Below are 21,953 nucleotides of genomic sequence, written 5' to 3' on the forward strand. Positions count from 1 at the left end.
AAGGGAGGCACGCAAATGAAGTTGATTCTGACTGCTGACGTGGACAACCTCGGCGCCCCCGGCGACACTGTCGAGGTCAAGGATGGTTACGGACGCAACTACCTGCTGCCCCGCGGTCTGGCCATCGTCGCCAGCCGTGGCGCGGAGAAGCAGGTCGAGGGCATCCGTCGCTCGCAGGAGGCCCGCCGGGTGCGCGACCTCGATCACGCCAACGAACTGAAGCAGGCCATCGAGGGCCTGGAGTCGGTCTCGCTGAGCGTGAAGACCGCGGGCACCGGCAAGCTGTTCGGCTCGGTCACCCAGGCCGACGTCGCCGCCGCGGTCAAGACCGCCGGCGGCCCCGTGCTGGACAAGCGCAGCATCGAGCTGCCGAAGTCGCACATCAAGGCGACCGGCAAGCACACCATCGCGGTGCACCTGCACCCCGATGTGACCGCGAAGTTCGACCTGCAGGTCGACGCCGCTTCCTGAGCGGCAGTCCGTTCTGCTCGGCCGTCGTCACCCCCCGCTGTACGCGCGGGGGTGACGACGGCTGCTCTGCGGACCGGTTGCACGGCATTTGCCATGATTCATTCGCTCGGGCTCGATACCCGGCGCGCATAACCAGTGCCGTGATACCTCCATGTCCGCGATGTCCTGTGGATCACCGGTGGATGACTACGAAAACCAACCGCCCTCACTGTGACGTAGTTCATATCGAACACCCATGCCGTTTACCTGACACGCCCGGTTGTTCACCTGAGGCGACACGCCGCGAATTATCTATCCACATCTGTATAGATGCAGAAACAAGCATCTATCAGCGGCTTCGGCGTGTCTGCGCACGTTTTTCCCCAAGTTGTCCACAGGGGGTGCACAACCACCAGGTAAACAGTCCACAAGTTATCCACAGGTTCATGCACAGGTGCGTTTGGCGACGGCGTGTCCGGTCGCTAGTGTCCACGCATTGCCCACAACGCAACCCCTTCGGCCGTCGCGTTCCGGCACCGTGCGCCGGGGTTGCTGAGCCGACCGGCGCCTCACGAATCTGTCGGTGCAAGGGAGTAGACACGAGGCATCCAGAGCGGTGGAACCCGATCGTGGAGCTGGCCTGATCGTCGAGGAGAGAGGACGTCGAGCAGGTGACGACCACCGATGACCGCGGGCACCGCGGCGACTTCCCGGCCGAGCCCCCCGGCGAGGACTTCGGCCGTCAGCCACCCCACGACATGGCCGCCGAACAGTCGGTGCTCGGGGGCATGCTGCTCAGCAAGGACGCCATCGCCGACGTCATCGAGGTGCTGCGCCCCGGCGACTTCTACCGCCCCGCGCACCAGGCCGTCTACGACACCATCCTCGACCTCTACGGCCGCGGCGAGCCCGCCGACCCCGTCACCGTCGCCGCCGGCCTCGAACGCCGCGGCGAGCTCAAGCGCATCGGCGGCGCCCCCTACCTGGTCACCCTGACCCAGACCGTCCCCACCGCCGCCAACGCCGGCTTCTACGCCGAGATCGTCGCGGAGAAGGCCATCCTGCGCCGCCTCGTCGAAGCGGGCACCCGCATCGTCCAATACGGCTACGCCGGCGCCGACGGCCAGGACATCGCCGAAGTCGTCGACCGCGCCCAGGCCGAGGTCTACGAGGTCACCGAACGCCGCACCACCGAGGACTTCCTCCCCCTCGAGGAACTCCTCCAGCCCACGATGGACGAAATCGACTCCATCGCCTCGCGCGGCGGCATTTCCCTCGGTGTCCCCACGGGTTTCTCCGATCTCGACGAAATCACCAATGGTCTGCACCCGGGTCAGATGATCATCGTCGCAGCCCGACCTGGCGTCGGAAAATCGACCCTGGGCATGGATTTCATGCGCAGCTGTTCCATCAAGCACGGCCTCCCGAGCGTCATCTTCTCGCTGGAGATGAGCCGCACGGAAATCGTCATGCGCCTGCTCTCCGCCGAGGCCGCGATCAAACTCGGCGATATGCGTTCCGGCCGGATGAGCGACGACGACTGGACCAAGCTGGCCCGGCGGATGAGCGAGATCAGCGAGGCGCCGCTGTTCGTCGACGACTCCCCGAACCTGACCATGATGGAGATCCGCGCCAAGGCACGGCGACTCAAGCAGCGTCACGACCTCAAGCTCGTCGTGGTCGATTACCTCCAGCTGATGACCTCCGGCAAGAAGGTCGAATCCCGTCAGCAGGAAGTCTCGGATTTCTCCCGAAATCTGAAACTGCTCGCCAAGGAATTGGAAGTTCCGGTCGTCGCGATCAGTCAGCTGAACCGTGGTCCGGAACAGCGGACAGATAAACGACCGATGGTCTCCGACCTTCGCGAATCGGGATGTCTGCCTGCGTCGACTCGAATCCTGCGGGCCGATACCGGTACCGAGGTCACCCTGGGTGAACTCCTCGACAGCGGAGAACAGCCGCTGGTGTGGTCTCTGGACGAGCGGATGCGGATGGTGGCGCGTCCGATGGTCAAGGTGTTCCCGAGCGGTCGCAAGGAAGTGTTCCGCCTGCGCTTGGCTTCCGGACGAGAGGTGGAGGCCACGGCCAACCATCCCTTCCTGACCGTCGACGGATGGATTCCGCTCGCGAAGTTGAAGGTCGACGACAGGCTTGCCACGCCCCGTCTGGTGCCCGAGCCTGTGCACACCGAACCCATGGCAGAGGCCGAGATCGTGATGCTCGCCCACATGATCGGCGACGGCTCCTGTGTACGCAGGCAGCCGATTCGCTACGCCAGCATCGACGAGGAGAACCTGGCTGCGGTATCCACCGCCGCCGGCCACTTCGGCGTGACGCCCATTCGCGATGAGTACGCCGCGGCCCGAGTCACCACGCTGCGCCTGCCTGCCCCCTATCGACTCACCCGTGGCAAGCGCAACCCGATCGCCGCGTGGCTGGACGAGCTAGGGCTGTTCGGCCTGCGCAGCTACGAAAAGTTCGTGCCAGACCGGGTATTCGGCCTACCGAACGACCAAGTCGCCTTGTTCATCCGACATCTGTGGGCCACCGACGGCTCGGTCCGCTGGGACGCCAAGGGACGCCAGGCCAGGATCTACTACGCCTCCACAAGCCGCCGCCTGGTCGACGACCTGGCACAACTGCTGCTGCGCCTGGGCGTCCACGCCCGCATCAAGCGGGTGAAAAAGACCGGCTACCGGGACTGCTGGCACCTCGGCATCGACGGCGCGGAGAACCAGACCGTCTTCCTCCGGGACATCGGGGTTCATGGAGCACGCGGCGCCGCCGCCGAAGCCGCGTTGGCCGAACTCGAGCCGCTCGTTCGCAATACCAATGTCGACACCGTGCCGAAAGAAGTGTGGAACCAGGTCCGCACTCTGCTCGCGGCCAAGCATATGACCCACCGCGACTTTTCCGCGGCGATGGGTTCGCGCTTCTGCGGCTCCACGATGTGGAAGCGCTCGCCGAGCCGCTCCCGGCTGGCCCGCGTCGCCACCATCCTCGATGACGCCGACATCGAGATGTTCGCGACCAACGACGTGTTCTGGGACAGGATCGTCGAGATCACCTCGCTCGGTGAGCAGGACGTCTACGACGGCACCGTGCCCGGTACGCACAACTTTGTCGCCCAGGGTATTTCGGTCCACAACAGCCTCGAGCAGGACGCGGACATGGTCATCCTGCTGCACCGACCCGACGCGTTCGAACGCGACGACCCACGCGGCGGTGAAGCCGACCTGATCCTGGGCAAGCACCGCAACGGTCCGACCGCGACGATCACCGTCGCCCATCAGTTGCATCTGAGCCGATTTGTCGACATGGCCCGCGGATAAGTGGATGTCGGCGCAGGTACCGCCCCATGGGAGAACGCGTAATGATGAGACCGCAATGGGGAAGCATGCGTGTGGCCCGTATCGATATCGACGAACTTTTCGACGGGCCCACCGAGGTTACCGAAGAATTCATCTCGATGGTCGCTGGCATGGATTCTGCGTCTCCGGCACTCAAGGTATACGCCGAGCGTGTCGGCAACGGTGCATGTCGCTGGTGCGATATCGAATCCTCCGCCGATCCCGTGCCACCGGAAGTCACCGAGATGAAGAGCTCGCCACTGTTCATATGGAACTGGACGCCGGAATCTCCGCATACGCCGACTTCACCGCCTGCGGGCTCGTGGCTTCCCCCGGAGCCGCCGACCCGTCGTTCTCGATCGAGCGAGACCGTGGTCGGCCCGAGCGACTGGCCGGACGAGTTCAAAGAACATCCCGACGACCGGCGCTGGTACTGAGAGCCACGTTATGCCATGGTCCTGCACGGTGCTCTTCGGATCGAGGAGTTCGGTATGAGATGGCCCAGAAAGATGATCGGCCCGATGTCGCTGGTTTGGACGCTGGGAGTCGCAATCGGGTCGGTGGCCTTCATGGCCGGTGCGCTGAACGCGGGAAGCTCGATCGCTCGACGGACGGGATCGTCGGCTGCGATGGCGCTGTTCATCCCCGTGAGCGTCTTGCTGGGTCTGGTCGGGTGGTTGCTCGTATTGGCAGGCGCCTGGCGGCTGCGTCGGAATTGCCTTCGGCGTGTGGGAGCAGCAGTGGACGGGACGGTGATCGCCTCAGACCTGCGGTGCAAACACGCTCAGGGGCTACTGGATTTCGATTTGTGGCAGGTACGTGTCGAAGTGCAGTTCTCTCATCCGGAATCGGCCGAGGAAAGCCGGGTGCAGAAGCGGTACTTGTTTCCGCAATTTCGTGAGAAGCGAGCGCGAGCACTGGCCGAGCGGCTGCACGTCGGCTCATCGGTCCCGTTGATGGTTCACCGGAACTCGGCGTTGCTCGACATCCCCAAAAGACCAGTGTGGGTTGATATCTGGTGACCTCGCCCGTTTCCTGACGTCGGGTGATGACGGTGTCGACGGGGTTGCCGTGCCGTCGGGCCAGAGCGCGGACGTCGCGTCGAGGGCGGTGGACATCGGGCGCACGGCCGGTCGTCCGACGGCGAGGGCGGCCTGGTAGTGGCCGGTGTCGAACACCGGTGTGGTGGGCGGGTATTCGATGAACCGGCCGATCGGTGCGGTGTCGGGGCCGGTGCGGGTGCGGGTGCGGGTGCGGCTGCTGCACCAGGTCGCCGCCCGGCCCGGCGGCATCACTGTCGGTGAACTCCCGGGCCGGCCTTGCACCATTCCGCCGGATTCCGCACGGTCGGCATCCGCGAACGCCTGCTCCACCTCGACGGCACATGGCACGACGTGGTTTTCTCGAACGCCGCAGTCCCTGCGACTGACGCTGTCGGTGGAGGGGCCTGGCGATCGATGCGTCGGCCGGTCAGTGCACCGGCAACCGCTCGCAGCGGGTTTTGGCCAGCGAGGCCAGGGCGTCGATGCCGACCGGCTCGGAAAGGCACAGCGGGATCACGGCATATCGGCCCGCGAGATCGGTGCGGACCTTGTCGATCTGCTCGACTTCGGCGACAGCCCGACGCCGGAGCAACGGCGCGGTGGGCTCGGCGGCGGCGAGGGAATTGTTGATCACCCACGCCCACGGTTCGATGCCCGCGCGCTTCAGGTCGGCTTGGAGGGCGGCGGCTTCGAGCACGGGGGTGGTCTCGGCGAGGGCGACGATCACCACCTTGGTCTGGGCCGGGTCACGCAGGCGCATCAGCGGGGTCGTGAAGTGCGCGCCGTCACCCAACTGCCGGGCGATCTCCCGGTGGTAGGAGCCGATGGCATCGAGCAGCAGCAGCGTGTGGCCGGTCGGGGCGGTGTCGACGACGACGAACATGTTCCGGGACTCGTGCACGACCTTGGAGAACGCCTGGAACACCGCGACCTCTTCGGTGCACGGAGAGCGCAGGTCCTCGGCGAGGGTGGCGCGGCCCGCCTCGTCGAGGGCGGCGCCTTTGGTGGCAAGCACTCGCTCCCGGTACGCGCGGGTCGCCTCGTGCGGATCGATGCGTGAAACGCGCAGGTTCTCGATCTCGCCCGCGACGGTGTCGGTCAGGTTCGCGGCGGGATCGGTGGTGGTCAACTGCACCTGATGCCCGCGTTCGGCGAGGGCCACCGCGAGGGCCGCGGCGACAGTGGTCTTGCCGACCCCGCCTTTGCCCATGCACATCACGAGCCCGGGACCGTCCGCCTCGATCGCGTCGACCAGATCGGCCAGTGGCGCGTCGGTGAATGTGCCGACGCTTGGACCGGTTTCGACGACGGGGGGCGTTGCGGAGTCGTCGAACAGCGTGCTCAGCGCGTCGACGCCGACCATGTCGACCGGTTTGAGGGCGATCAGATCGGTGGGTAGCACGGTGATCCCGGCGGGAGCCGCGGCCAGCGCCGCTTGTTCTCGGCGGTACACCGCTGTGGCGAGCGGATCGGTGTCGTCGGCCGGTGCGGGCAGCACGCCGTTGACGACCACATACTGTCGCGTCATCCCGATGGCGGCGAGCTCCTCGTGCGTTCGCGCGACTTCGGCCAAGGCGGAGCGGTTGGCACGCGCGACGAGCACCAAGCGAGTACGCCCCGGATCCGACAGCGCCTCGACCGCGCCGGCGTACATGGCTTTCTGCTTGTCGAGTCCGGCCAGCGGACCGAGACAGGACGCGTCGCCTTTTCCGTTCGCGAGAAATTCCGTCCAGTTCCCCGGCAGTTGCAGGAGCCGGATGGTATGGCCGGTGGGAGCGGTGTCGAAAAGCACGTGATCGAAGCCGGTGACCCTGTCGTCGGCGTCGGTGAGCAGTGCGGTGAACTCGTCGAACGAGGCCACTTCCGTCGTGCACGAACCGGACAACTGTTCGGTGATCGAGGCAATTTCCGCCTCGGGCAGCAGTCCGCGAACCGGGCCGACGATGCGTTCACGGTAGGCCTCGGCGGCCTGCTCGGGATCGATCTCGAGCGCCGACAATCCCGGCACCACGGGAATCGCCGTAATCGTGTTTCCGATGCCGAGACCGAAGACCTGTCCGATGTTCGAGGCAGGGTCGGTGGAAACCAGCAGCACCTTCTTCCCCGCCTGAGCGAGGCGCACCGCCGAGGCGCAGGCGATCGAGGTCTTGCCGACGCCGCCCTTGCCGGTGAAGAACAGGAAGCGGGGCGGGGCGATCAGGAACTTCGGATCGGCGGTGGCCATGGAAGCGGTACTCCTATTCGGGGCGGGACAGGGGCTGACGTGCGAACCGGAGTCAGCAGCAGGTGGAATCGCTCGGCGTGCAGCAGGCATCGCCGGCGTCGGCGATTCCGAGCATCGTCACACCGGACGGTGCGACGGCGGCCGGCGCGTCGAGCCCGGCCCACTTGGCGAGTTCGGGCCGGGAGGGGTAACGGCCTGTGGCGACGGTGACTCCGTCGACGAGCACGAGTGGCAGACCAGCCGATCCGGCCAGTTCGAGGAACCGCTTGACCGCCTCGTTCTGCGCGAAGGCGAGCGGGTCGTCGGCCAGGTTGTGGCGAGTGATGGCCGCGCCCTGCTCGGCGAGCCAGGCCATGTCGGCGGTGAAGGTGACGAGGTTCTGGTCGACGTCGTCGCCGCACACGCCGGTGTTGCAGCACAGGGCCGGTTCGAAGACTGCGATGGTGGTCATGCTTTTTCCTGATCTGTCGGACACCCGGTTGACGGCTGGATCGATACAAGTCAATATAGGCGAATGTCGAATCAACCGTCGAGTGAGGGTGAGCTGTGCTGCGCGCCGCTCTCGCAGGCGCCGCTCACCTCCGATTGGGCCGCAGACCTGGCTCGGATGTTCAAGGCCCTCGGTGATCCGGTGCGCCTGCGCATGCTCAGCATGATCGCCAGCCACCAGGGCGGGGAAAGCTGTGTGTGCGACATCAGCCCGGCCTTCGACCTGTCCCAGCCCACCATCTCGCACCACCTCAAAGTGCTGCGCGAGGCCGGGCTACTCGATTGCGAACGCCGCGGCACGTGGGTGTACTACCGGGTGATCCCCTCGGCGCTCGAACAACTGTCCGCGGTGCTGGCCGTCGAATCCGGCGTACTGCCCGGCTCGGCGTGCGCCTGCGCTCCGGACGGACACCTCGAAGGGACGCTCGCGTGACCACCACGACCGAACATCCCGCGGTCATCGGCAAGATGGGGACCCTGGATCGGTTCCTGCCGCTCTGGATCGGCGCGGCCATGCTCGCCGGACTGCTGCTCGGGCGGCTGATCCCCGGCCTCGGTGATGCCCTGAGCGCGATCGAGATCGACGGTATCTCCCTGCCCATCGCGATCGGGCTGCTGATCATGATGTACCCGGTGCTGGCGAAGGTCCGCTACGACCGCCTCGACACCGTCACCGGCGACCGTAAGCTGCTGCTCGGCTCCCTGGTCCTGAACTGGATCGTCGGACCAGCGCTGATGTTCGGCTTGGCCTGGCTGTTGTTGCCGGACCTGCCCGAGTACCGCACCGGCCTGATCATCGTCGGCCTGGCCCGCTGCATCGCCATGGTCATCATCTGGAACGACCTCGCCTGCGGCGACCGCGAAGCCGCGGCCGTGCTCGTGGCGTTGAACTCGGTGTTCCAGGTGCTCATGTTCGCCGTGCTCGGCTGGTTCTACCTGTCGGTGCTGCCCGGCTGGCTGGGGCTGGAACAGGCGACCATCGAAGCCTCGCCGTGGCAGATCGCGAAGTCGGTGTTGATCTTCCTCGGCATTCCCCTGCTGGCCGGATACCTGACCCGTCGCCTCGGCGAACGGGCCAAGGGCCGCGACTGGTACGAGTCCAGGCTGCTGCCGACGATCGGGCCGTGGGCGCTGTACGGGCTGCTGTTCACCATCGTCGTCCTCTTCGCCCTGCAGGGCGAGCAGATCACCTCCCGGCCGCTGGACGTGGTCCGCATCGCGCTGCCCCTGCTGGCCTACTTCGCCATCATGTGGGGTGGCGGCTACGCCCTGGGTGCGGCGATCGGCCTCGGCTACGAACGCACCACCACCCTCGCCTTCACCGCCGCGGGCAACAACTTCGAACTCGCCATCGCCGTGGCCATCGCCACCTACGGCGCGACCTCCGGCCAAGCACTGGCCGGCGTGGTGGGACCGCTCATCGAAGTGCCTGTGCTCGTCGCTCTGGTGTATGTCTCCCTCGCCCTGCGCAAACGCTTTCGTCCTATCGATGTTCCCGCCCCGGTGGCAGGTGCGGACGGGAGCGAGCGATCGTGACCGCGACGACGCCGTCGGTGCTGTTCGTGTGCGTGCGCAACAGCGGCAAGTCCCAGATGGCCGCCGCCCTGATGCGCCGAGACGCTGCCGGTTCGGTGCGAGTGCGTTCGGCGGGCACCGACCCCGGCACCGCGCTGAACCCGCTGTCGATCCAGGTCCTCGGCGAAGTCGGCGCGGACACCACAGACGAGTATCCGAAGCCGATCGACGCCGCCGTGGCCGCCCAGGCCGAGGTGATCGTCGTCCTGGGCCGCGAAGCTCGCGTCGATCCGCCGTCGGGAGTTCGCGTGCAGGTGTGGGACACCGACGAGCCCTCCGACCGCGGGATCGACGGGATCGAACGGATGCGGATCATCCGCGACGACATCGCCGGCCGCGTATCCGCCCTGCTCACCGAATTGTCCACTCCCGTGCACTGATCCACTCTCGCGCTCGCCCGCCCACGATGGAGTCCTTCCATGACCGACAGCCCCGTCGCGCACGCCTTCCACGCCCGTGCGGACCTGACCATCGACCAGCAGGTGGCGCTGAAGACCGCCGCGACCCGCCTGCAACGTGAATTCGACGGCATCTTCGGCGTCGAGACCATCGAACGATTCCTGCACTCCTCCTACGACCAGTTCGCCGGCCGCGCCACCGTCGTCAACTACCTGCCGCTGCTGGCCGAGCGCTTCGCCCGCCAGCGTCTACAGGCCCTTGCCCGCGTCGAAGGCAGGGCAGGCACCGGCACGCCGACGGTGCTGTTCCTGTGCACCCACAACGCCGGACGCTCCCAGATGGCCCTGGGCCTGTTCACCCATCTCGCCGGAGAGCACGCGGTGGCCTGGTCGGGCGGCAGCGAGCCCGGCGAGCACATCAATCCCGCCGTCGTCGCGGCCATGGACGAGATCGGCATCGACATCACCGGCGAGTTCCCCAAGCCGTGGACCGAGGAAATCCTGCGGGCCGCCGACGTCGTCATCACCATGGGCTGCGGCGACGCCTGCCCCCTCTACCCCGGCCGCCGCTACGAGGAATGGGCCCTGCCCGACCCCGCCGAACTCACCGTCGAAGCCGTGCGGCCCATCCGCGACGAGATCGAAACCCGGGTGCGCACCCTGCTCACCGAACTCGACATCCCCACCGCCTGAAAGGCCACCTCACGATGACCACCGCCAAACCCAGCGTGCTGTTCGTCTGCATCCACAACGCCGGACGTTCCCAGATGGCCGCCGGATTCCTCACCCATCTCGCGGGCGAAGCCATCGAGGTCCGATCCGCGGGCAGCGCTCCGGCCGACCGGATCAACCCCGCCGCGGTCGAAGCGATGGCGGAGGTCGGCGTCGACATCTCCGGCCGTACGCCCACCAAGCTGACCTACGAGGCGGTCGATGCCGCCGACGTGGTGATCACCATGGGTTGCGGAGACGCCTGCCCCGTCCTGCCCGGCACCAGCTACCGCGACTGGAAACTCGACGACCCCGCGGGCAAGGGCATCGACGCGGTGCGCCCGATCCGCGACGAGATCCGAACCAGGGTGGAGGCGTTGATCGCCGAGCTGGCGCCGACCCGCGCGTGATTCCTCGTCGAGCCGAGAGCCGCTGACAGCCTCGCGATCCGGCGACTGTACGTCCGGCGCTCATCGACGTCGCCTGCTCACCGACAGACGACTCTCCTTCGCGCACATCGGAATACCCTGGGTCACGTGATTCGAACGGAATTGGAAGCTGCCCTCGACCGTGCCCGCGCCGGGCTCGTCCGGGCCGTCGAACCGCTCACCGACGAACAGAGCCGCCGACGGCTCGTGCCCTCCCTGACCACCCCGATCGCCCTGCTGAAGCACTGCGCCGCCGCCGAACGCGTGTGGTTCCAACGCACGATCGGCGGCATCGAGGAATCCCGCTGCGACGGCTACGCCCGGGGCGACGACGGTGGATGGATGGTGCCCGAGAGCCAGACCCTCGCCGAGGTGATCGCCGAATTCGAGGCCGCGTGCGCACGGTCGCGGGAGATCGCGAAGACGACAGCGATGGACGACGTCTTCGAGCACCGTCTGCTCGGGTCGGTCACCTACGCCTGGATCTGCCTGCACATGATCGCCGAACTCGGCCGCCACGCGGGCCACGCCGACATCCTGGTCGAGCAGATCCTGGCCGCGGACATTTCACACTGAAAATCATCGAATGCGAGCGGTCGCCACGAGAATGGCGGAAGGGATTGTGGTATGCAATGAGATTGCTGCGACACTTCGCCACGTGGCAGACACTTACGAGGCCGAAGATGCACAGAACGCACACGCACTGAACAATCTCTACCAGGGGGGACACGGCGTGGCCGAGGACAAGAATCCGCAAACAAGATCAGATTTGACCACCAATATCGAAGCAATCAAGACCAAGGCGGAGGAACTCGAGGGTCGGCCGGATAGAGTCGACGTCGCATTCGGGAAAATCGTCTTAGCTGTTCGCCTCACTGACTGGGGCCTATTCGCCCTTGGAGGAGCTGCTGCCGAAGCCGTCATCGACCGACTTTGGGACGAGCGGGACAAGGTACTGAAGTATACAGAGGACGCTGGCACCAAACTTCCCGAGCTTGGAAGCGTCGCTTCGTCTGCCCAGAACAGCATGATCAACGGCAACAAGATTGCGCAAGCCAGTTCGGATATCGACGACCTGCCCGATAACAAATGGCCGCCTATGGCTGTCGATGACAATTCCAAGTTCGATGACGCAACCGTCTCGGACGGCACAAACAGATGGTCAGTCAATACAGATAGGGTGACACAATGAGTGGGATCGCCAGGCGCGCTGTTGTCGTGACAGCATCGATCCTCTCCCTCGCACTCATCCCTGCTTGCGGACTGCTCGGCAACAACAGCGCCACAACGACCGAATCCAGCCACGCAATTCGCGACCAATGCGACAGAACGCTCACGTTCTTCGAAAACGATCTCGGAATAGCCGATTTAACCATCGAGTACGGATCCATCGAACCCGAGGATAAAATCGGCCGAGGAGCGACATGTACGCTGATAAAGGCATCGCTGGTCGGAGTGGGCGAAACTCGGCTTCGAGCAATGCTACCAAACGAGTCGGAACCCGCCTTGATCAAAGGCGACCCGAACTATATCGCTCAAACTGGATATGACGAGAAAGTGTGGCTGAACAAGGCCGGAGGTTCGGTTCGCATTGTCACAACGGTAGACGGCTGGCAAGGAACACTGGACTACAATTCGGACCAGATCAACAATGTTGGAGAGGAACCGAAATTCGAGGTTTCCGACCATCAGATTCGTGTGGCATCGGAGTTCCTGATCGAATTGACGAAAAGCTTGACGTCATAGTATTCACAACATCTTGTGTGGCTGCGAGCCTCGCCGTCACGCCAGCACTGCCGCGAATCGGTGGGTCGTCTGGTCGGCTACGGCTACGGCTACGGAGACACGGATTGGAAGGCGCCAGTCGTCGTATGGCGGCTTCCGTCACGGACCGCGCGGTCGATCAGGTCTCGTCGTACTTCTCCCAGAAGCGCGACCGCAGGCGGTAGCGGATGCCCTCGTCCAGGTCGTAGATCTGCAAGGCGTCGGAGGCGTCGAGCAGCAGCGCGCCGTCGATCTCGCGCGGGATCGACGGCCGCGCGCGCTGGAGATCCAATTTCTCGGCAGCGGTAGCGCTTTCCCGGAACGAGGCGAGCACCCGCGTCACGACCTCGTCGATCAGTTGTTCCTGCTCGTCGCCGCCGCTGTCGTACCCGGGGAGCACCCGGCCGGGCGACCCGGACGAAACGCTGTAGGCGAGCACGCTTTTCGGAGGTCGAGGGGCCGGGCTCTGCGCAGCGGCCGCGAGATCGAGCGGAGTACGGACGGTCGGCCGAGCCGGGACGCTCGCCGGCCGAGCCGGGGCGGGCGGCGGTGGCACAGCGACCGGCTCGGGCGTCGGCGGGCGATCGACTTTCAGAACCGCCGCGTCCACTGCCGCACCGTCGATATTGTCGAGTTCGTCGGCGGCTCGGATCAGGTGCCTGCTGACTCCGTGCGACTTCCCGGCGGCCGTGGGCACGGCGAGCACTACCACCTGAACGCCGTGGACCTGGGCCTCCTCGACGGCTTCGGTGAGGTCGTCGTCGCCCGAGACGAGGAAGAACACGTCGGAGGCGCCGTTGCGCGCGTGGGCCACCAGGTCCAGGCCGATACGAAGGTCGACGCCCTTCTGCTCGCCGTTGACGCCGAACCGTCCGAGCCGGAGCTTGACCTTGGAGAGCTCGCCGATGCGCTCCTGCTGCGCGTCCGGGACGCCGTTGCGCGCCGAGTCGTACCAGTGCAACCGCAACACCGGCATGCCCGACCGGGCTCGCGCGGAATCCACCAGTGAGCTGATCAGCTTGGCGTAGTCGACGTGGATCCCGCTGCGCAGCGAGGTGCCGGTGACGCGCGTCGCGGCGGACGCGAGCAGATAACCGGCGTCTACATAGAGGGAACACGTCGACCGCATGCGCTCACTATGGCACGGGCGGTCGGCCGTTACGGGGCGGATCGACCGGAAGGTCCAGGTATCGACTCGATGTCCCGGTTTCCCGACCGCGCAGGTCGACCCGCCGTTCAGGCCGGAATCCGGTCCTGGGCGAGGAAGTCGTCCACGATCCCCATCGCCCGGTTCTCCAGCGCGGTGTAGTGGGCCGCGCGTTCGGCGCCGGCGAGGGCATCGTCGAAGAGGAGATTGCCTTCGGCGTCGAGGCGCTGCTGCTTCTCCTCGGCGCCGGGCAACAGGCCCACCGAGGACTGGGTCAGGCCGCAGTAGTAGGCGAGACCGTCGTCGAGCTGCGCGCTCAGAGACTGCCGCATGATGTCGACGACATCGTCGTCGTCCGCCGCACCGGCCAGCCCGAGCCACAGTGCCCGTTTGCCCGCCAGCCGCGGCTTGCTGCGACCGTAGGCGAATCCGTAGTTCCACACACGGTCGATCCAGCCTTTGAGCATGGCCGGGACCTGCACCCAGTACACCGGGAACACCGCGACGATGAGGTCGGCGGCGAGGATTCGGCGCATATGGCTCTCGACCTCGGCGGAGTAGGCCTTGTCGCGGTTGCCCCAATCCGGCAGGTCGGCGACGGTCATGCGGGGATCGAAATCCTCGGCGTGCAGATCGAGCAGGTCGATCCGGTAGCCGGCCGCGGTGAGGCGGCTCGCGGTCAGCCGGGCGATATGAGCGGTGAGCGAGTCGGGGCGGGGATGGGCGACGACGACCAGGGCGGTCCGGGCGGTCGCGGTGTCCTCGATCTGGTTGAGCTGCACGGGGTCCTCCATGGCGGTCCGGGTTCCGGACGATCGGTTCTGCGGTCAGCTCTCATTCCACCGCCGATTCGATGGACGATCTATGGGCAAAGCTCTTCATTCGATAGGAGTTCGTCTACGCTCGGTGGTGTGGACCCCTTGAGTCGCCTGCTGGGCGGTATCCGTGCCGAAGGAGCCGTACTCACCCACGCGATCCTGGAAGCGCCGTGGACCATCCGCTTCGCCGACCGCGCGCCGCTGACCATGGTGACCGTGCTGCGCGGCGGGGGCACGCTGCTGCTGCCCGACGGCGCCCAGCGCCGGATCGAGATGGGGGACACCGCGATCGTGCGGGGTCCTGATGCGTTCCTCCTCGCCGACCGCGCGGATTCGGTCGACCTGCCCCACGAGCGATACGAAATCGCCTGCTTCACCGCGGATGCCGAGTGCGCGTCCGGTCTGGACGGTGGACGCTGGGGAAACGACCCCGCCGGTGAGACCGCTCTGATCGTCGGCGCCTACCGGGCCTCGGGCCGGCGTCATGAACGGCTGCTGCGCGCGATGCCACCCGTTCTGGTGGTGTCGGACGAGGTGGAGGTGTGCGCCTGGATGGAATCGGTCGCCGCGGACGCGGCCGCGCGCCCCGCCGGCGCGCAGGCGCTGATGGACCGGCTGCTCGATTGGGCACTGGTCTGCACGCTGCGCGACTGGTTCGAAGGACAGCACGCCGACGCGCCGGGCTGGTATCGCGGGCCCGCCGACCCGGTGGTCGGGCCCGCGCTGGAAGCGATGCACGCACGCCTCGACGCCGGCTGGACGGTCGCGGCGCTGGCCTGCGTGGCGGGGGTGTCGCGGGCGCTGTTCGCGCGGCGCTTCACCGAGGTCATGGGGCAATCGCCGCTGGCCTATCTCACCGAATGCCGCATGGATGAGGCCGAGGAACTCCTGGCCGACAGAAGTCGCACCGTGGCGCAGGTCGCCCAAGCCGTAGGCTATGCCGACGCCTTCGGATTCAGCGCCGCGTTCAAACGGCATCGGGGTATGCGCCCCAGCGATTTCCGCGCTCGCGATCTGAGCGCGTGAGCGGACCTGCTCGGCGCCGACGACGCTTCCCTGGATGACGCGAGAAGCCGCACGGCCGAGGCGAGGCAACTCCCGCATCGACCACGACCAGGAGACCCCGTGAACGGCACCGATTCTCCCGACATCGCCGACTTCCTCGCCCTCCCCGACCTGGCGGTCCGCTCGCTCGGCGGGGCGGTGGTGTGGGCGAACGACGAGTTCTTCGCCGAGCGCGAGGCGCTGGTCCGGCCCGGCGAGCCGGACTACTCACCGGCCACGTTCGGCGGGAAGGGCCAGATCTACGACGGCTGGGAGACCCGGCGCAGGCGCACCCCCGGCCACGACAGCGCGATCGTGCGGCTCGGCGCGCCCGGCGTGATCCACGGCATCGTGGTCGACACGGCCTGGTTCCGCGGCAACTACCCGCCGGAGATCTCTCTGGACGGTCTGCGGGTGGACGGGTATCCGGACGCAGCGGAATTGGCCGCGCGCGAGGACTGGGTCACCCTGGTCGCGCGGTCCGCCGCGCGGGGCGACACCCGCAATCTGTACAGCGTCGACGACGCGCGCACCTTCACCCACGTGCGGCTCGACATCTTCCCCGACGGCGGCGTCGCCCGGCTGCGGGTGCACGGTGCGGCGAGGCCCGATCCCGCACTGCTGCGGTTCGGACCTGTCGATCTGGCGGCGCTGGAGAACGGCGCCTACGTCACCGACTGCTCGAACCGCTTCTACTCCGCGCCGCAGAATCTGCTCATGCCCGGCCCGGCCCGCACGATGGGCGAAGGGTGGGAGACCGCCCGCCGCCGCGACGAGGGCAACGACTGGGTGCACGTGCGGCTGGCGACCGAGGGCACCATCGCGCTCGCCGAGGTCGACACCTCCTGTTTCCTGGGCAACGCGCCCGGCGAGGCCGAGATCGTCGGGATCGGCAGGGACGGTACGGCTGTCCCGATCCTGGCGCGCACGGCACTGCGGCCGGACACCCGGCACCGCTTCCTGCCCGCGCCGAGCGCACCGGTCACCGAGGTCCGGCTGAACGTCTACCCGGACGGCGGTCTGGCCCGTCTGCGGCTGTTCGGCGCGCCGACCGAGGCGGGGTGGGCGGAACTGGAACGGCGATGGGAGTCGGCATGACGGAGTATCCGCGCGACCTGATCGGCTACGGCCCGCGTCCGCCGCATCCACAGTGGCCCGGCGACGCGCGCATCGCCGTGCAGTTCGTGCTCAATTACGAAGAAGGCGCGGAGAACTGCGTGCTCGACGGCGACGAGGCGTCGGAGACGTTCCTGTCCGAGATGACGCCCGCGCAGGCGTTCCCCGATCGGCACATGTCGATGGAATCGCTCTACGAGTACGGCTCGCGGGTGGGCGTCTGGCGGGTGCTGCGGACGTTCGAGCGACGCGGACTGCCACTCACCGTCTTCGGGGTGGCGCGCGCCTTGCAGCGCAATCCGGAAGCGACCGCCGCGTTCCTGGAGCTCGGTCACGAGATCGCCTGCCACGGCCTCAAATGGCAGTCGTATCAGCTCGTCGACGAGGAGACCGAGCGCGCCCACCTGCGCGAGGCGATCGACATTCTCACCGAACTGACCGGCAGCAGGCCGCTGGGCTGGTATACCGGCCGGGACTCCCCGCAGACCCGCCGCCTGGTGGTCGAGGCGGGCGGCTTCGCCTACGACTCCGATTCCTACGCCGACGACCTGCCGTACTGGGTGCGGGTTCCGCACGGCGCGAACGGCCGGGTGGACAACCATCTGGTCGTGCCCTACACGCTCGACACCAACGACATGCGTTTCGCCTCCCCCGCCGGATTCCCCTCCGGGGAGCAGTTCTTCGCGCACCTGCGCGATGCCTTCGACGTGCTGTATGCCGAGGGTTCGGAGGGGGCGCCGAAGATGTTGAGCGTCGGATTGCACTGCCGGATCGTGGGGCGTCCCGCGCGCCTGGCCTCGCTGGAACGCTTCCTCGATCATGTCCAGGGCCACGACAAGGTGTGGATCACCCGGCGTATCGACATCGCGAACCATTGGCGGCGAACACATCCCGCGAGCAGGCCGACGGGCTGACGATCACGCCGCCGCGGCCTCGGGCCGGGGGTGGAGCACCTACGCTCGCGGTTCGGGCGAAGGGGCCCCGAATCGGGTGCGCAGGAATTTGTCGACAGCGACGATCAGCGTGGCCAGTGCCGCGAGCAGGACGAGGCGCAACCACGTCTGCGCGTCGATCGCGGCGGTGTCGAACAGGGTGTGCATCGCCGGTATGTAGGTGATGGCCAGCTGGGCGAGGACCTGGGCGGTCACGCCACCGATGATCCACCAGTTGCTGAAGAAGCCTATCCGCCACGGCGACACGGTCAGGGAACGGCAACTGAACAGGTAGAACACCTGCACCGCGACGACGAAGTTCACCGCTGCCGTGCGCGCCACAGCCAGATCTGCGCCATTACCCAGCTCCCACTCGAACAGCCACCACGCGCCGGCCAGGATGAGCCCGGACACGAGCAGGACCCGCAGGACCTGCGCACTGGAGAGCAATGCCTGTCCAGGCTCGCGCGGCGGGCGAGTCATGGTGTCCGGTTCCTTGGGTTCGAAGGCCAACGTCAGGCCGAGGACCACCGCGGTGGTCATGTTGATCCACAGGATCTGGGTGGGCAGGATCGGCAGAGTCGCGCCGAACACGATGGCGGCCAGGATGATCAGGCCCTGACCGAGGCTCGTCGGCAGGACCCACACCAGATACTTGGTCAGGTTGTCGAAAACACCGCGGCCTTCCTCCACGGCGGCTTCGATGGTGGCGAAGTCGTCGTCGGTGAGGACCATGTCCGAGGCTTCCTTGGCCACCTCGGTGCCGCCCTCGCCCATCGCGATGCCGATATCGGCTCTGCGCAGCGCGGGCGCGTCGTTGACGCCGTCGCCGGTCATCGCGACGACGTGGCCGCGGGTTTGCAGCGCCTCGACGAGGCGGAGTTTCTGCTCGGGCGAGACCCGGGCGAAGACGCGAGCCCGATCGACCGCGTCGGCGAGCTCGTCTTCGGGGATCGTGTCCAGGTCTCGGCCGGTGAGGACGAGTTCGCCGTCGTGTTCCCCGATCAGGTTCAGCTGCTCGGCGATAGCGGCGGCGGTGGCACCGTGGTCGCCGGTGATCATCCGCACCTGGATTCCGGCGACGTGGCAGGCGCGCACCGCGTCGGCGGCGGCCGCGCGGGGTGGATCGAGCATCGCGTGCAAGCCGGTGAACACCAGCTCGTCGATCACGGCGAGATCGAATTCGGTGTCGCTGTCGACCGGGCGCATCGCGGTCGCCAGCACGCGCAACCCCTGTCCGGCGAGTTCCTCGGTGGCGCGGAGCACCGCGCCGCGGTCCAGCGGACGATGCTGCCCATCGGCGTCCATACAGTGCGCGCACCGGTCGACGACGCGTTCGACCGCGCCTTTGACCAGCGCGACCCGCTCCCCGGTCCCCTCGTGCACATGCAAGGTCGCCATGAACTGGCGCTCGGAGCTGAACGCGATGGTGCCCACACGGCGACGCTGGACGCGCAGCTCGTCGAGGTCGAGACCCGCCTTTCTCGCCACGACCAGCATCGCGGCCTCGGTGGGATCGCCGACGATGGACCAGCGCCCGTCGACCCGGTCCAGATGCGCGTCGTTGCAGCCGACGCCCGCCAGCAGCGTCCACTCCAGGGCACGATCGGAGCCGAGTTCGGCGATGCTCCCCGCGGAGTCACGGACCGCGCCGTCGGGGGCGTAGCCCGAACCCGACACCGGATAGCGGTCCTGCGGGGTCCACAGTTCGCGCACCGTCATCTGGTTGGTGGTGAGGGTGCCGGTCTTGTCCGAGCAGATGACGGTGGTGCTGCCGAGGGTTTCGACGGCGGGCAGCCGCCGGATCACCGCGCGCCGCTTGGCCATCCGGGTCACGCCGATGGCCATGGTGATGGTGACGACCGCGGGCAGGCCCTCCGGGATCGCGCCGACGGCGAGCGCCACCGCGGCGGTGAAGGTCTCGGCGGCCTCCTGTCCGCGGGCGAGCCCGATGCCGAAGGTGACCGCGGCGAGGGCGAGGATGGCGACCGTCAGCATCCGGCTGAACGCGGCCAGTTCGGCGGTCAGCGGGGTGGCCAGCACATCGGCCGAACCGACCAGGCGGTGGATCTCGCCGAGTTCGGTCCGGTCACCGGTCGCGACGGCGATCCCGGCGCCCGCCCCCGCGGTCACCAAGGTGCCCGAGTGCACCATGTTGCGGCGATCCGCCACAGCGGTCGGCTGGGGCAGCACCACCTCGTCCTTGACGACGGGAACGGATTCGCCGGTGAGCGCGGATTCGTCGACCTGCAACTCGGTCACGCGTACCAGGCGCAGGTCGGCGGGAATCTTCTCACCTGCCTCCAGTACGACCAGGTCGCCGGGCACCAGATCGTCGGAGGGCAGGGAGCGTCGACGCCCGTCGCGGATCACCGTGGCCTGGGTGCGCACCAGCGAGCGCAGCGCGTCCAGCGCCGCCTCTGCCCTGGACTCCTGGACGAACCCGACGACGGCATTGATCAGCACCACCAGTGCGATCACGGTCGAGTCGACGTAGTCCCCGAGCCACAGGGTGACCAGGGCGGCCGCCATCAGCACATAGATGAGCGGACTGTTGAACTGGCGCAGAATCCGCCGCGCCAGACCGTTCCCCGACGACGGGGGTAGCACGTTGGGACCGTAACGCCGCAACCGCGATTCGGCTTCGGCGGCGGTGAGGCCGCGGTGTGCGTCGGTCTCGTGCAGCAACACGACCTCGTGTGCTGTCAGGTCGTGATGGGTGTTTCGCGTCGTGGAACCGACCTGCACGGTCATCGTTGTCCTCTCGGCGTCGAGGCAGAGCCGTCGATCACCTCCCCACCGTAGGACAATGCCGTCCGAGCACAACCGCGCCCGCTGTGAACGCGCTCACGGCGAGGACACTCTGTCGAGATAGGCCCGGCGTCGCGCCTGGTCGTATCCGCCGTACTCGGCGCCACCGACGAAGCGTTTGAGCCGCCACAACAGCGGCGCGGGCAGCAGCTCCTCGGCCAGGCCCACGGGTGCGAGCCAGCGGGGCACGGTCACTTCGCCGCGTTCGTGCCGGGCGCTGTCGACGATCGCCGCGGCCACCTGTTCGGGCTCCAACGTGGGTTGCAGTCGCAATCGCACTCCGGAGGTGAGTTCGGTGTGGGTGGCCGCGGGCAGCACCGCGGTCACCGTGACACCCGTGCCCGCGAGTTCGGCCCGCACCGCGCGCGACAACGCGACCACCCCGAATTTGGAGGCGCAGTAGGTGGCGATGCCCGGAGTGGTGACCTTTCCCGCCATCGAGGCGACGTTCACGATGTGCCCGCGCCCGCGCAGCCGCATACCAGGGATCACGAGGTGCATGCCGGTGACCACCGCGCCCAGGTTGACGGCCAGCTCCCGGTGCAGCGACAACAGATCCTGATCGGCGAAGCCGCCCATCAGCTGGATGCCGGCGTTGTTGACCAGCATGTCCAGCGGGCCGTCCGCTTCGGCCGCGGCGAGGAAGGCACGAAAACTCGCCTCGTCGGTCACGTCCAGTGGATGCGCCACCGCCCCGATCTCGGCGGCTGTTCGCTCGGCGGCGGGCATATCGCGATCGCCGATCCACACCCGCGCGCCTCGGGCCACGAGCGCCTCGGCGGTGGCGCGTCCGATCCCGCGCGCGCCACCGGTCACGCACACCCGCGCGCCGCGCACCTCGATCACAGCGGGCTGCCGATCGGCTCGCGCAGGCCGAAGTAGGCGATCAGCCGGATCTCCCCGTCGGGCATCCGCAGCAGCGCCCTGCCCAGATACACCCCGGGGATCAGCTCGACCACCTCGTCCCTGGTACGCGCGATCGGGAAGGTGCGCACACTCGGATTGCGGTGTTCGGGCACGCCGTAGTTCAGTGCTCGCACCATCCGCCGCGGCTCGAGCAGGCCCGGCTCCACGGCATGGGTGAAGTCGAATCCCTCCATCTCCGCGCCCACGCGCCGCAGCCCGAAGTAGCCTGCCGTCACGATCGGCATCACGTACCGGGCGAGTGGCGACAGCCTGTTCCAGCCGGTTCCGGCCGCCCGGTCGAACGTCTTCCCACGCCAGGTCGGGTCGATCCGCATCAGCGGGTTCGCCAGGCGCGCCTCCGGAATACCGAACAGGTCGCCGATGATCAACCCCTCCATCTTCCCGTCCGGCCCGTCCGGCGCCGTGCCCTCGGCGAAGAGCTCCGCCAGCGCGGCGTAGTCGTTCCGAGCTCCCAGCTCGGTCAGATACGCCCATGCCGTCGCACGCGCCGACACGGGTTGCGCCCGTGCGTGCGCGCGCAGTTCCGCCAGCATCATCAGGGGCGCCGATTCCGTGTTCGCCGCTTGTGTGTCTGTCACCGATGCCGCCTCCGTCGACCTCGTCGCTTTCGTCACCATTGCCGCCTCCGAACCATCTCCGACTCCTATCTGGTACCACTTCGCACCAGTTTGATCTGGTACAGAACCGTGCCAGAAATGCTGCGGCGGTGTCAACAGCCGCGTGGCG

22 protein-coding genes are annotated in these 21,953 nt (G+C 67.3%); 15 read left to right on the forward strand and 7 right to left on the reverse strand.

The features are described 5' to 3' along the window. Positions 1 to 15: 15 nt before the first annotated feature. The 4 genes from rplI (at position 16) to NS3_RS02110 (ending at position 4,822) form a co-directional block, all read left to right on the forward strand. A complete protein-coding gene (gene rplI / locus NS3_RS02095) occupies positions 16 to 471 on the forward strand; it encodes a 50S ribosomal protein L9 (RefSeq protein WP_067852651.1) in 456 nt (151 codons plus the stop codon). 650 nt (positions 472 to 1,121) lie between these two features. Further along, positions 1,122 to 3,782: a replicative DNA helicase gene (locus NS3_RS02100; protein ID WP_067852653.1), complete on the forward strand. Its 2,661-nt coding sequence runs from the start codon at positions 1,122 to 1,124 to the stop codon at positions 3,780 to 3,782. Positions 3,783 to 3,847: 65 nt separating this feature from the next. Further along, positions 3,848 to 4,237 carry a hypothetical protein gene (locus NS3_RS02105; protein ID WP_067852655.1) on the forward strand — a complete coding sequence of 130 codons (390 nt, stop codon included), beginning with the start codon at positions 3,848 to 3,850 and terminating at the stop codon, positions 4,235 to 4,237. 54 nt (positions 4,238 to 4,291) lie between these two features. Then, the gene (locus NS3_RS02110; RefSeq protein ID WP_067852827.1) at positions 4,292 to 4,822 is read left to right on the forward strand and encodes a hypothetical protein; all 531 of its coding nucleotides are present in this window, start codon (positions 4,292 to 4,294) and stop codon (positions 4,820 to 4,822) included. A 448-nt stretch (positions 4,823 to 5,270) separates the two neighbouring features. Here NS3_RS02110 and arsA read toward each other — a convergent pair whose 3' ends face one another. After that, a complete protein-coding gene (gene arsA / locus NS3_RS02115; protein WP_067852656.1) occupies positions 5,271 to 7,067 on the reverse strand; it encodes an arsenical pump-driving ATPase in 1,797 nt (598 codons plus the stop codon). A 52-nt stretch (positions 7,068 to 7,119) separates the two neighbouring features. After that, positions 7,120 to 7,518 carry an arsenite efflux transporter metallochaperone ArsD gene (gene arsD, locus NS3_RS02120; RefSeq protein WP_067852658.1) on the reverse strand — a complete coding sequence of 133 codons (399 nt, stop codon included), beginning with the start codon at positions 7,516 to 7,518 and terminating at the stop codon, positions 7,120 to 7,122. A gap of 63 nt (positions 7,519 to 7,581) precedes the next feature. Here arsD and NS3_RS02125 point away from each other — a divergent pair, with 63 nt between their 5' ends. The 8 genes from NS3_RS02125 to NS3_RS28805 all read left to right on the forward strand — a co-directional run bounded on the left by NS3_RS02125 (position 7,582) and on the right by NS3_RS28805 (position 12,414). Continuing rightward, complete coding sequence (locus NS3_RS02125; RefSeq protein ID WP_067852660.1) at positions 7,582 to 7,989, forward strand: ArsR/SmtB family transcription factor; 408 nt, start codon at positions 7,582 to 7,584, stop codon at positions 7,987 to 7,989. 35 nt (positions 7,990 to 8,024) lie between these two features. Further along, complete coding sequence (gene arsB, locus NS3_RS02130; RefSeq protein WP_174550424.1) at positions 8,025 to 9,092, forward strand: ACR3 family arsenite efflux transporter; 1,068 nt, start codon at positions 8,025 to 8,027, stop codon at positions 9,090 to 9,092. Beyond that, the gene (locus NS3_RS02135; RefSeq protein ID WP_067852664.1) at positions 9,089 to 9,511 is read left to right on the forward strand and encodes an arsenate-mycothiol transferase ArsC; all 423 of its coding nucleotides are present in this window, start codon (positions 9,089 to 9,091) and stop codon (positions 9,509 to 9,511) included. The genes arsB and NS3_RS02135 overlap by 4 nt, the downstream gene beginning before the upstream one ends. Positions 9,512 to 9,550: 39 nt before the next feature. Continuing rightward, positions 9,551 to 10,222, forward strand: coding sequence for an arsenate reductase ArsC (locus NS3_RS02140; RefSeq protein WP_067852666.1), 672 nt, complete (start codon positions 9,551 to 9,553; stop codon positions 10,220 to 10,222). Positions 10,223 to 10,236: 14 nt separating this feature from the next. After that, positions 10,237 to 10,650, forward strand: a complete 414-nt coding sequence (locus NS3_RS02145; protein WP_067852668.1) for an arsenate reductase ArsC — start codon at positions 10,237 to 10,239, stop codon at positions 10,648 to 10,650. A gap of 126 nt (positions 10,651 to 10,776) precedes the next feature. Continuing rightward, the gene (locus NS3_RS02150) at positions 10,777 to 11,244 is read left to right on the forward strand and encodes a DinB family protein (RefSeq protein WP_174550417.1); all 468 of its coding nucleotides are present in this window, start codon (positions 10,777 to 10,779) and stop codon (positions 11,242 to 11,244) included. Between the two features lie 82 nt (positions 11,245 to 11,326). Further along, positions 11,327 to 11,860: a hypothetical protein gene (locus tag NS3_RS28800; protein WP_157101112.1), complete on the forward strand. Its 534-nt coding sequence runs from the start codon at positions 11,327 to 11,329 to the stop codon at positions 11,858 to 11,860. Continuing rightward, positions 11,857 to 12,414, forward strand: a complete 558-nt coding sequence (locus NS3_RS28805; protein WP_157101113.1) for a hypothetical protein — start codon at positions 11,857 to 11,859, stop codon at positions 12,412 to 12,414. The genes NS3_RS28800 and NS3_RS28805 overlap by 4 nt, the downstream gene beginning before the upstream one ends. Positions 12,415 to 12,571: 157 nt before the next feature. Here the strand turns inward: NS3_RS28805 and NS3_RS02155 are convergent, their stop codons facing one another. Further along, positions 12,572 to 13,561 (reverse strand): NYN domain-containing protein, encoded by a 990-nt coding sequence (locus tag NS3_RS02155; RefSeq protein ID WP_084494956.1) that lies wholly within the window; start codon positions 13,559 to 13,561, stop codon positions 12,572 to 12,574. A gap of 107 nt (positions 13,562 to 13,668) precedes the next feature. Further along, positions 13,669 to 14,361, reverse strand: coding sequence for an NAD(P)H oxidoreductase (locus NS3_RS02160; RefSeq protein WP_245649424.1), 693 nt, complete (start codon positions 14,359 to 14,361; stop codon positions 13,669 to 13,671). Between the two features lie 129 nt (positions 14,362 to 14,490). Between NS3_RS02160 and NS3_RS02165 the strand changes: the two genes are divergently transcribed. The 3 genes from NS3_RS02165 to puuE all read left to right on the forward strand — a co-directional run bounded on the left by NS3_RS02165 (position 14,491) and on the right by puuE (position 17,471). Then, positions 14,491 to 15,423 carry an AraC family transcriptional regulator gene (locus tag NS3_RS02165; protein WP_067852674.1) on the forward strand — a complete coding sequence of 311 codons (933 nt, stop codon included), beginning with the start codon at positions 14,491 to 14,493 and terminating at the stop codon, positions 15,421 to 15,423. 99 nt (positions 15,424 to 15,522) lie between these two features. Continuing rightward, entirely contained in the window at positions 15,523 to 16,539 is a 1,017-nt protein-coding gene (gene alc, locus NS3_RS02170) for an allantoicase (protein WP_067852676.1), read from the forward strand. Then, entirely contained in the window at positions 16,536 to 17,471 is a 936-nt protein-coding gene (puuE, locus tag NS3_RS02175; protein ID WP_067852831.1) for an allantoinase PuuE, read from the forward strand. The genes alc and puuE overlap by 4 nt, the downstream gene beginning before the upstream one ends. A gap of 39 nt (positions 17,472 to 17,510) precedes the next feature. Here the strand turns inward: puuE and NS3_RS02180 are convergent, their stop codons facing one another. From NS3_RS02180 to NS3_RS02190, 3 genes are all read right to left on the reverse strand, one after another. Next, entirely contained in the window at positions 17,511 to 20,243 is a 2,733-nt protein-coding gene (locus NS3_RS02180; RefSeq protein ID WP_067852678.1) for an HAD-IC family P-type ATPase, read from the reverse strand. 93 nt (positions 20,244 to 20,336) lie between these two features. Beyond that, on the reverse strand, positions 20,337 to 21,146 hold the full coding sequence (locus tag NS3_RS02185; protein WP_067852680.1) for an SDR family oxidoreductase: 810 nt from the start codon (positions 21,144 to 21,146) through the stop codon (positions 20,337 to 20,339). Further along, positions 21,143 to 21,763 carry a hypothetical protein gene (locus tag NS3_RS02190; protein WP_067852832.1) on the reverse strand — a complete coding sequence of 207 codons (621 nt, stop codon included), beginning with the start codon at positions 21,761 to 21,763 and terminating at the stop codon, positions 21,143 to 21,145. Before NS3_RS02190 ends, NS3_RS02185 begins: the two co-directional genes overlap by 4 nt. Positions 21,764 to 21,953: the final 190 nt, after the last annotated feature.

Origin of the sequence: Nocardia shimofusensis NBRC 100134 (assembly GCF_001613125.1) — a bacterium.
Taxonomy (GTDB): domain Bacteria; phylum Actinomycetota; class Actinomycetes; order Mycobacteriales; family Mycobacteriaceae; genus Nocardia; species Nocardia shimofusensis.

Bases quoted from the DNA above. Each gene is read 5' to 3' on its own strand.
- rplI (WP_067852651.1), top strand. From the start codon at position 16: ATGAAGTTGATTCTGACTGCTGACGTGGACAACCTCGGCGCCCCCGGC.
- NS3_RS02105 (WP_067852655.1), top strand. From the start codon at position 3,848: ATGCGTGTGGCCCGTATCGATATCGACGAACTTTTCGACGGGCCCACC.
- NS3_RS02110 (WP_067852827.1), top strand. From the start codon at position 4,292: ATGAGATGGCCCAGAAAGATGATCGGCCCGATGTCGCTGGTTTGGACG.
- arsA (WP_067852656.1), bottom strand. From the start codon at position 7,067: ATGGCCACCGCCGATCCGAAGTTCCTGATCGCCCCGCCCCGCTTCCTG.
- arsD (WP_067852658.1), bottom strand. From the start codon at position 7,518: ATGACCACCATCGCAGTCTTCGAACCGGCCCTGTGCTGCAACACCGGC.
- NS3_RS02125 (WP_067852660.1), top strand. From the start codon at position 7,582: ATGTCGAATCAACCGTCGAGTGAGGGTGAGCTGTGCTGCGCGCCGCTC.
- arsB (WP_174550424.1), top strand. From the start codon at position 8,025: ATGGGGACCCTGGATCGGTTCCTGCCGCTCTGGATCGGCGCGGCCATG.
- NS3_RS02140 (WP_067852666.1), top strand. From the start codon at position 9,551: ATGACCGACAGCCCCGTCGCGCACGCCTTCCACGCCCGTGCGGACCTG.
- NS3_RS02145 (WP_067852668.1), top strand. From the start codon at position 10,237: ATGACCACCGCCAAACCCAGCGTGCTGTTCGTCTGCATCCACAACGCC.
- NS3_RS28805 (WP_157101113.1), top strand. From the start codon at position 11,857: ATGAGTGGGATCGCCAGGCGCGCTGTTGTCGTGACAGCATCGATCCTC.
- NS3_RS02155 (WP_084494956.1), bottom strand. From the start codon at position 13,561: ATGCGGTCGACGTGTTCCCTCTATGTAGACGCCGGTTATCTGCTCGCG.
- puuE (WP_067852831.1), top strand. From the start codon at position 16,536: ATGACGGAGTATCCGCGCGACCTGATCGGCTACGGCCCGCGTCCGCCG.
- NS3_RS02180 (WP_067852678.1), bottom strand. From the start codon at position 20,243: ATGACCGTGCAGGTCGGTTCCACGACGCGAAACACCCATCACGACCTG.
- NS3_RS02190 (WP_067852832.1), bottom strand. From the start codon at position 21,763: ATGATGCTGGCGGAACTGCGCGCGCACGCACGGGCGCAACCCGTGTCG.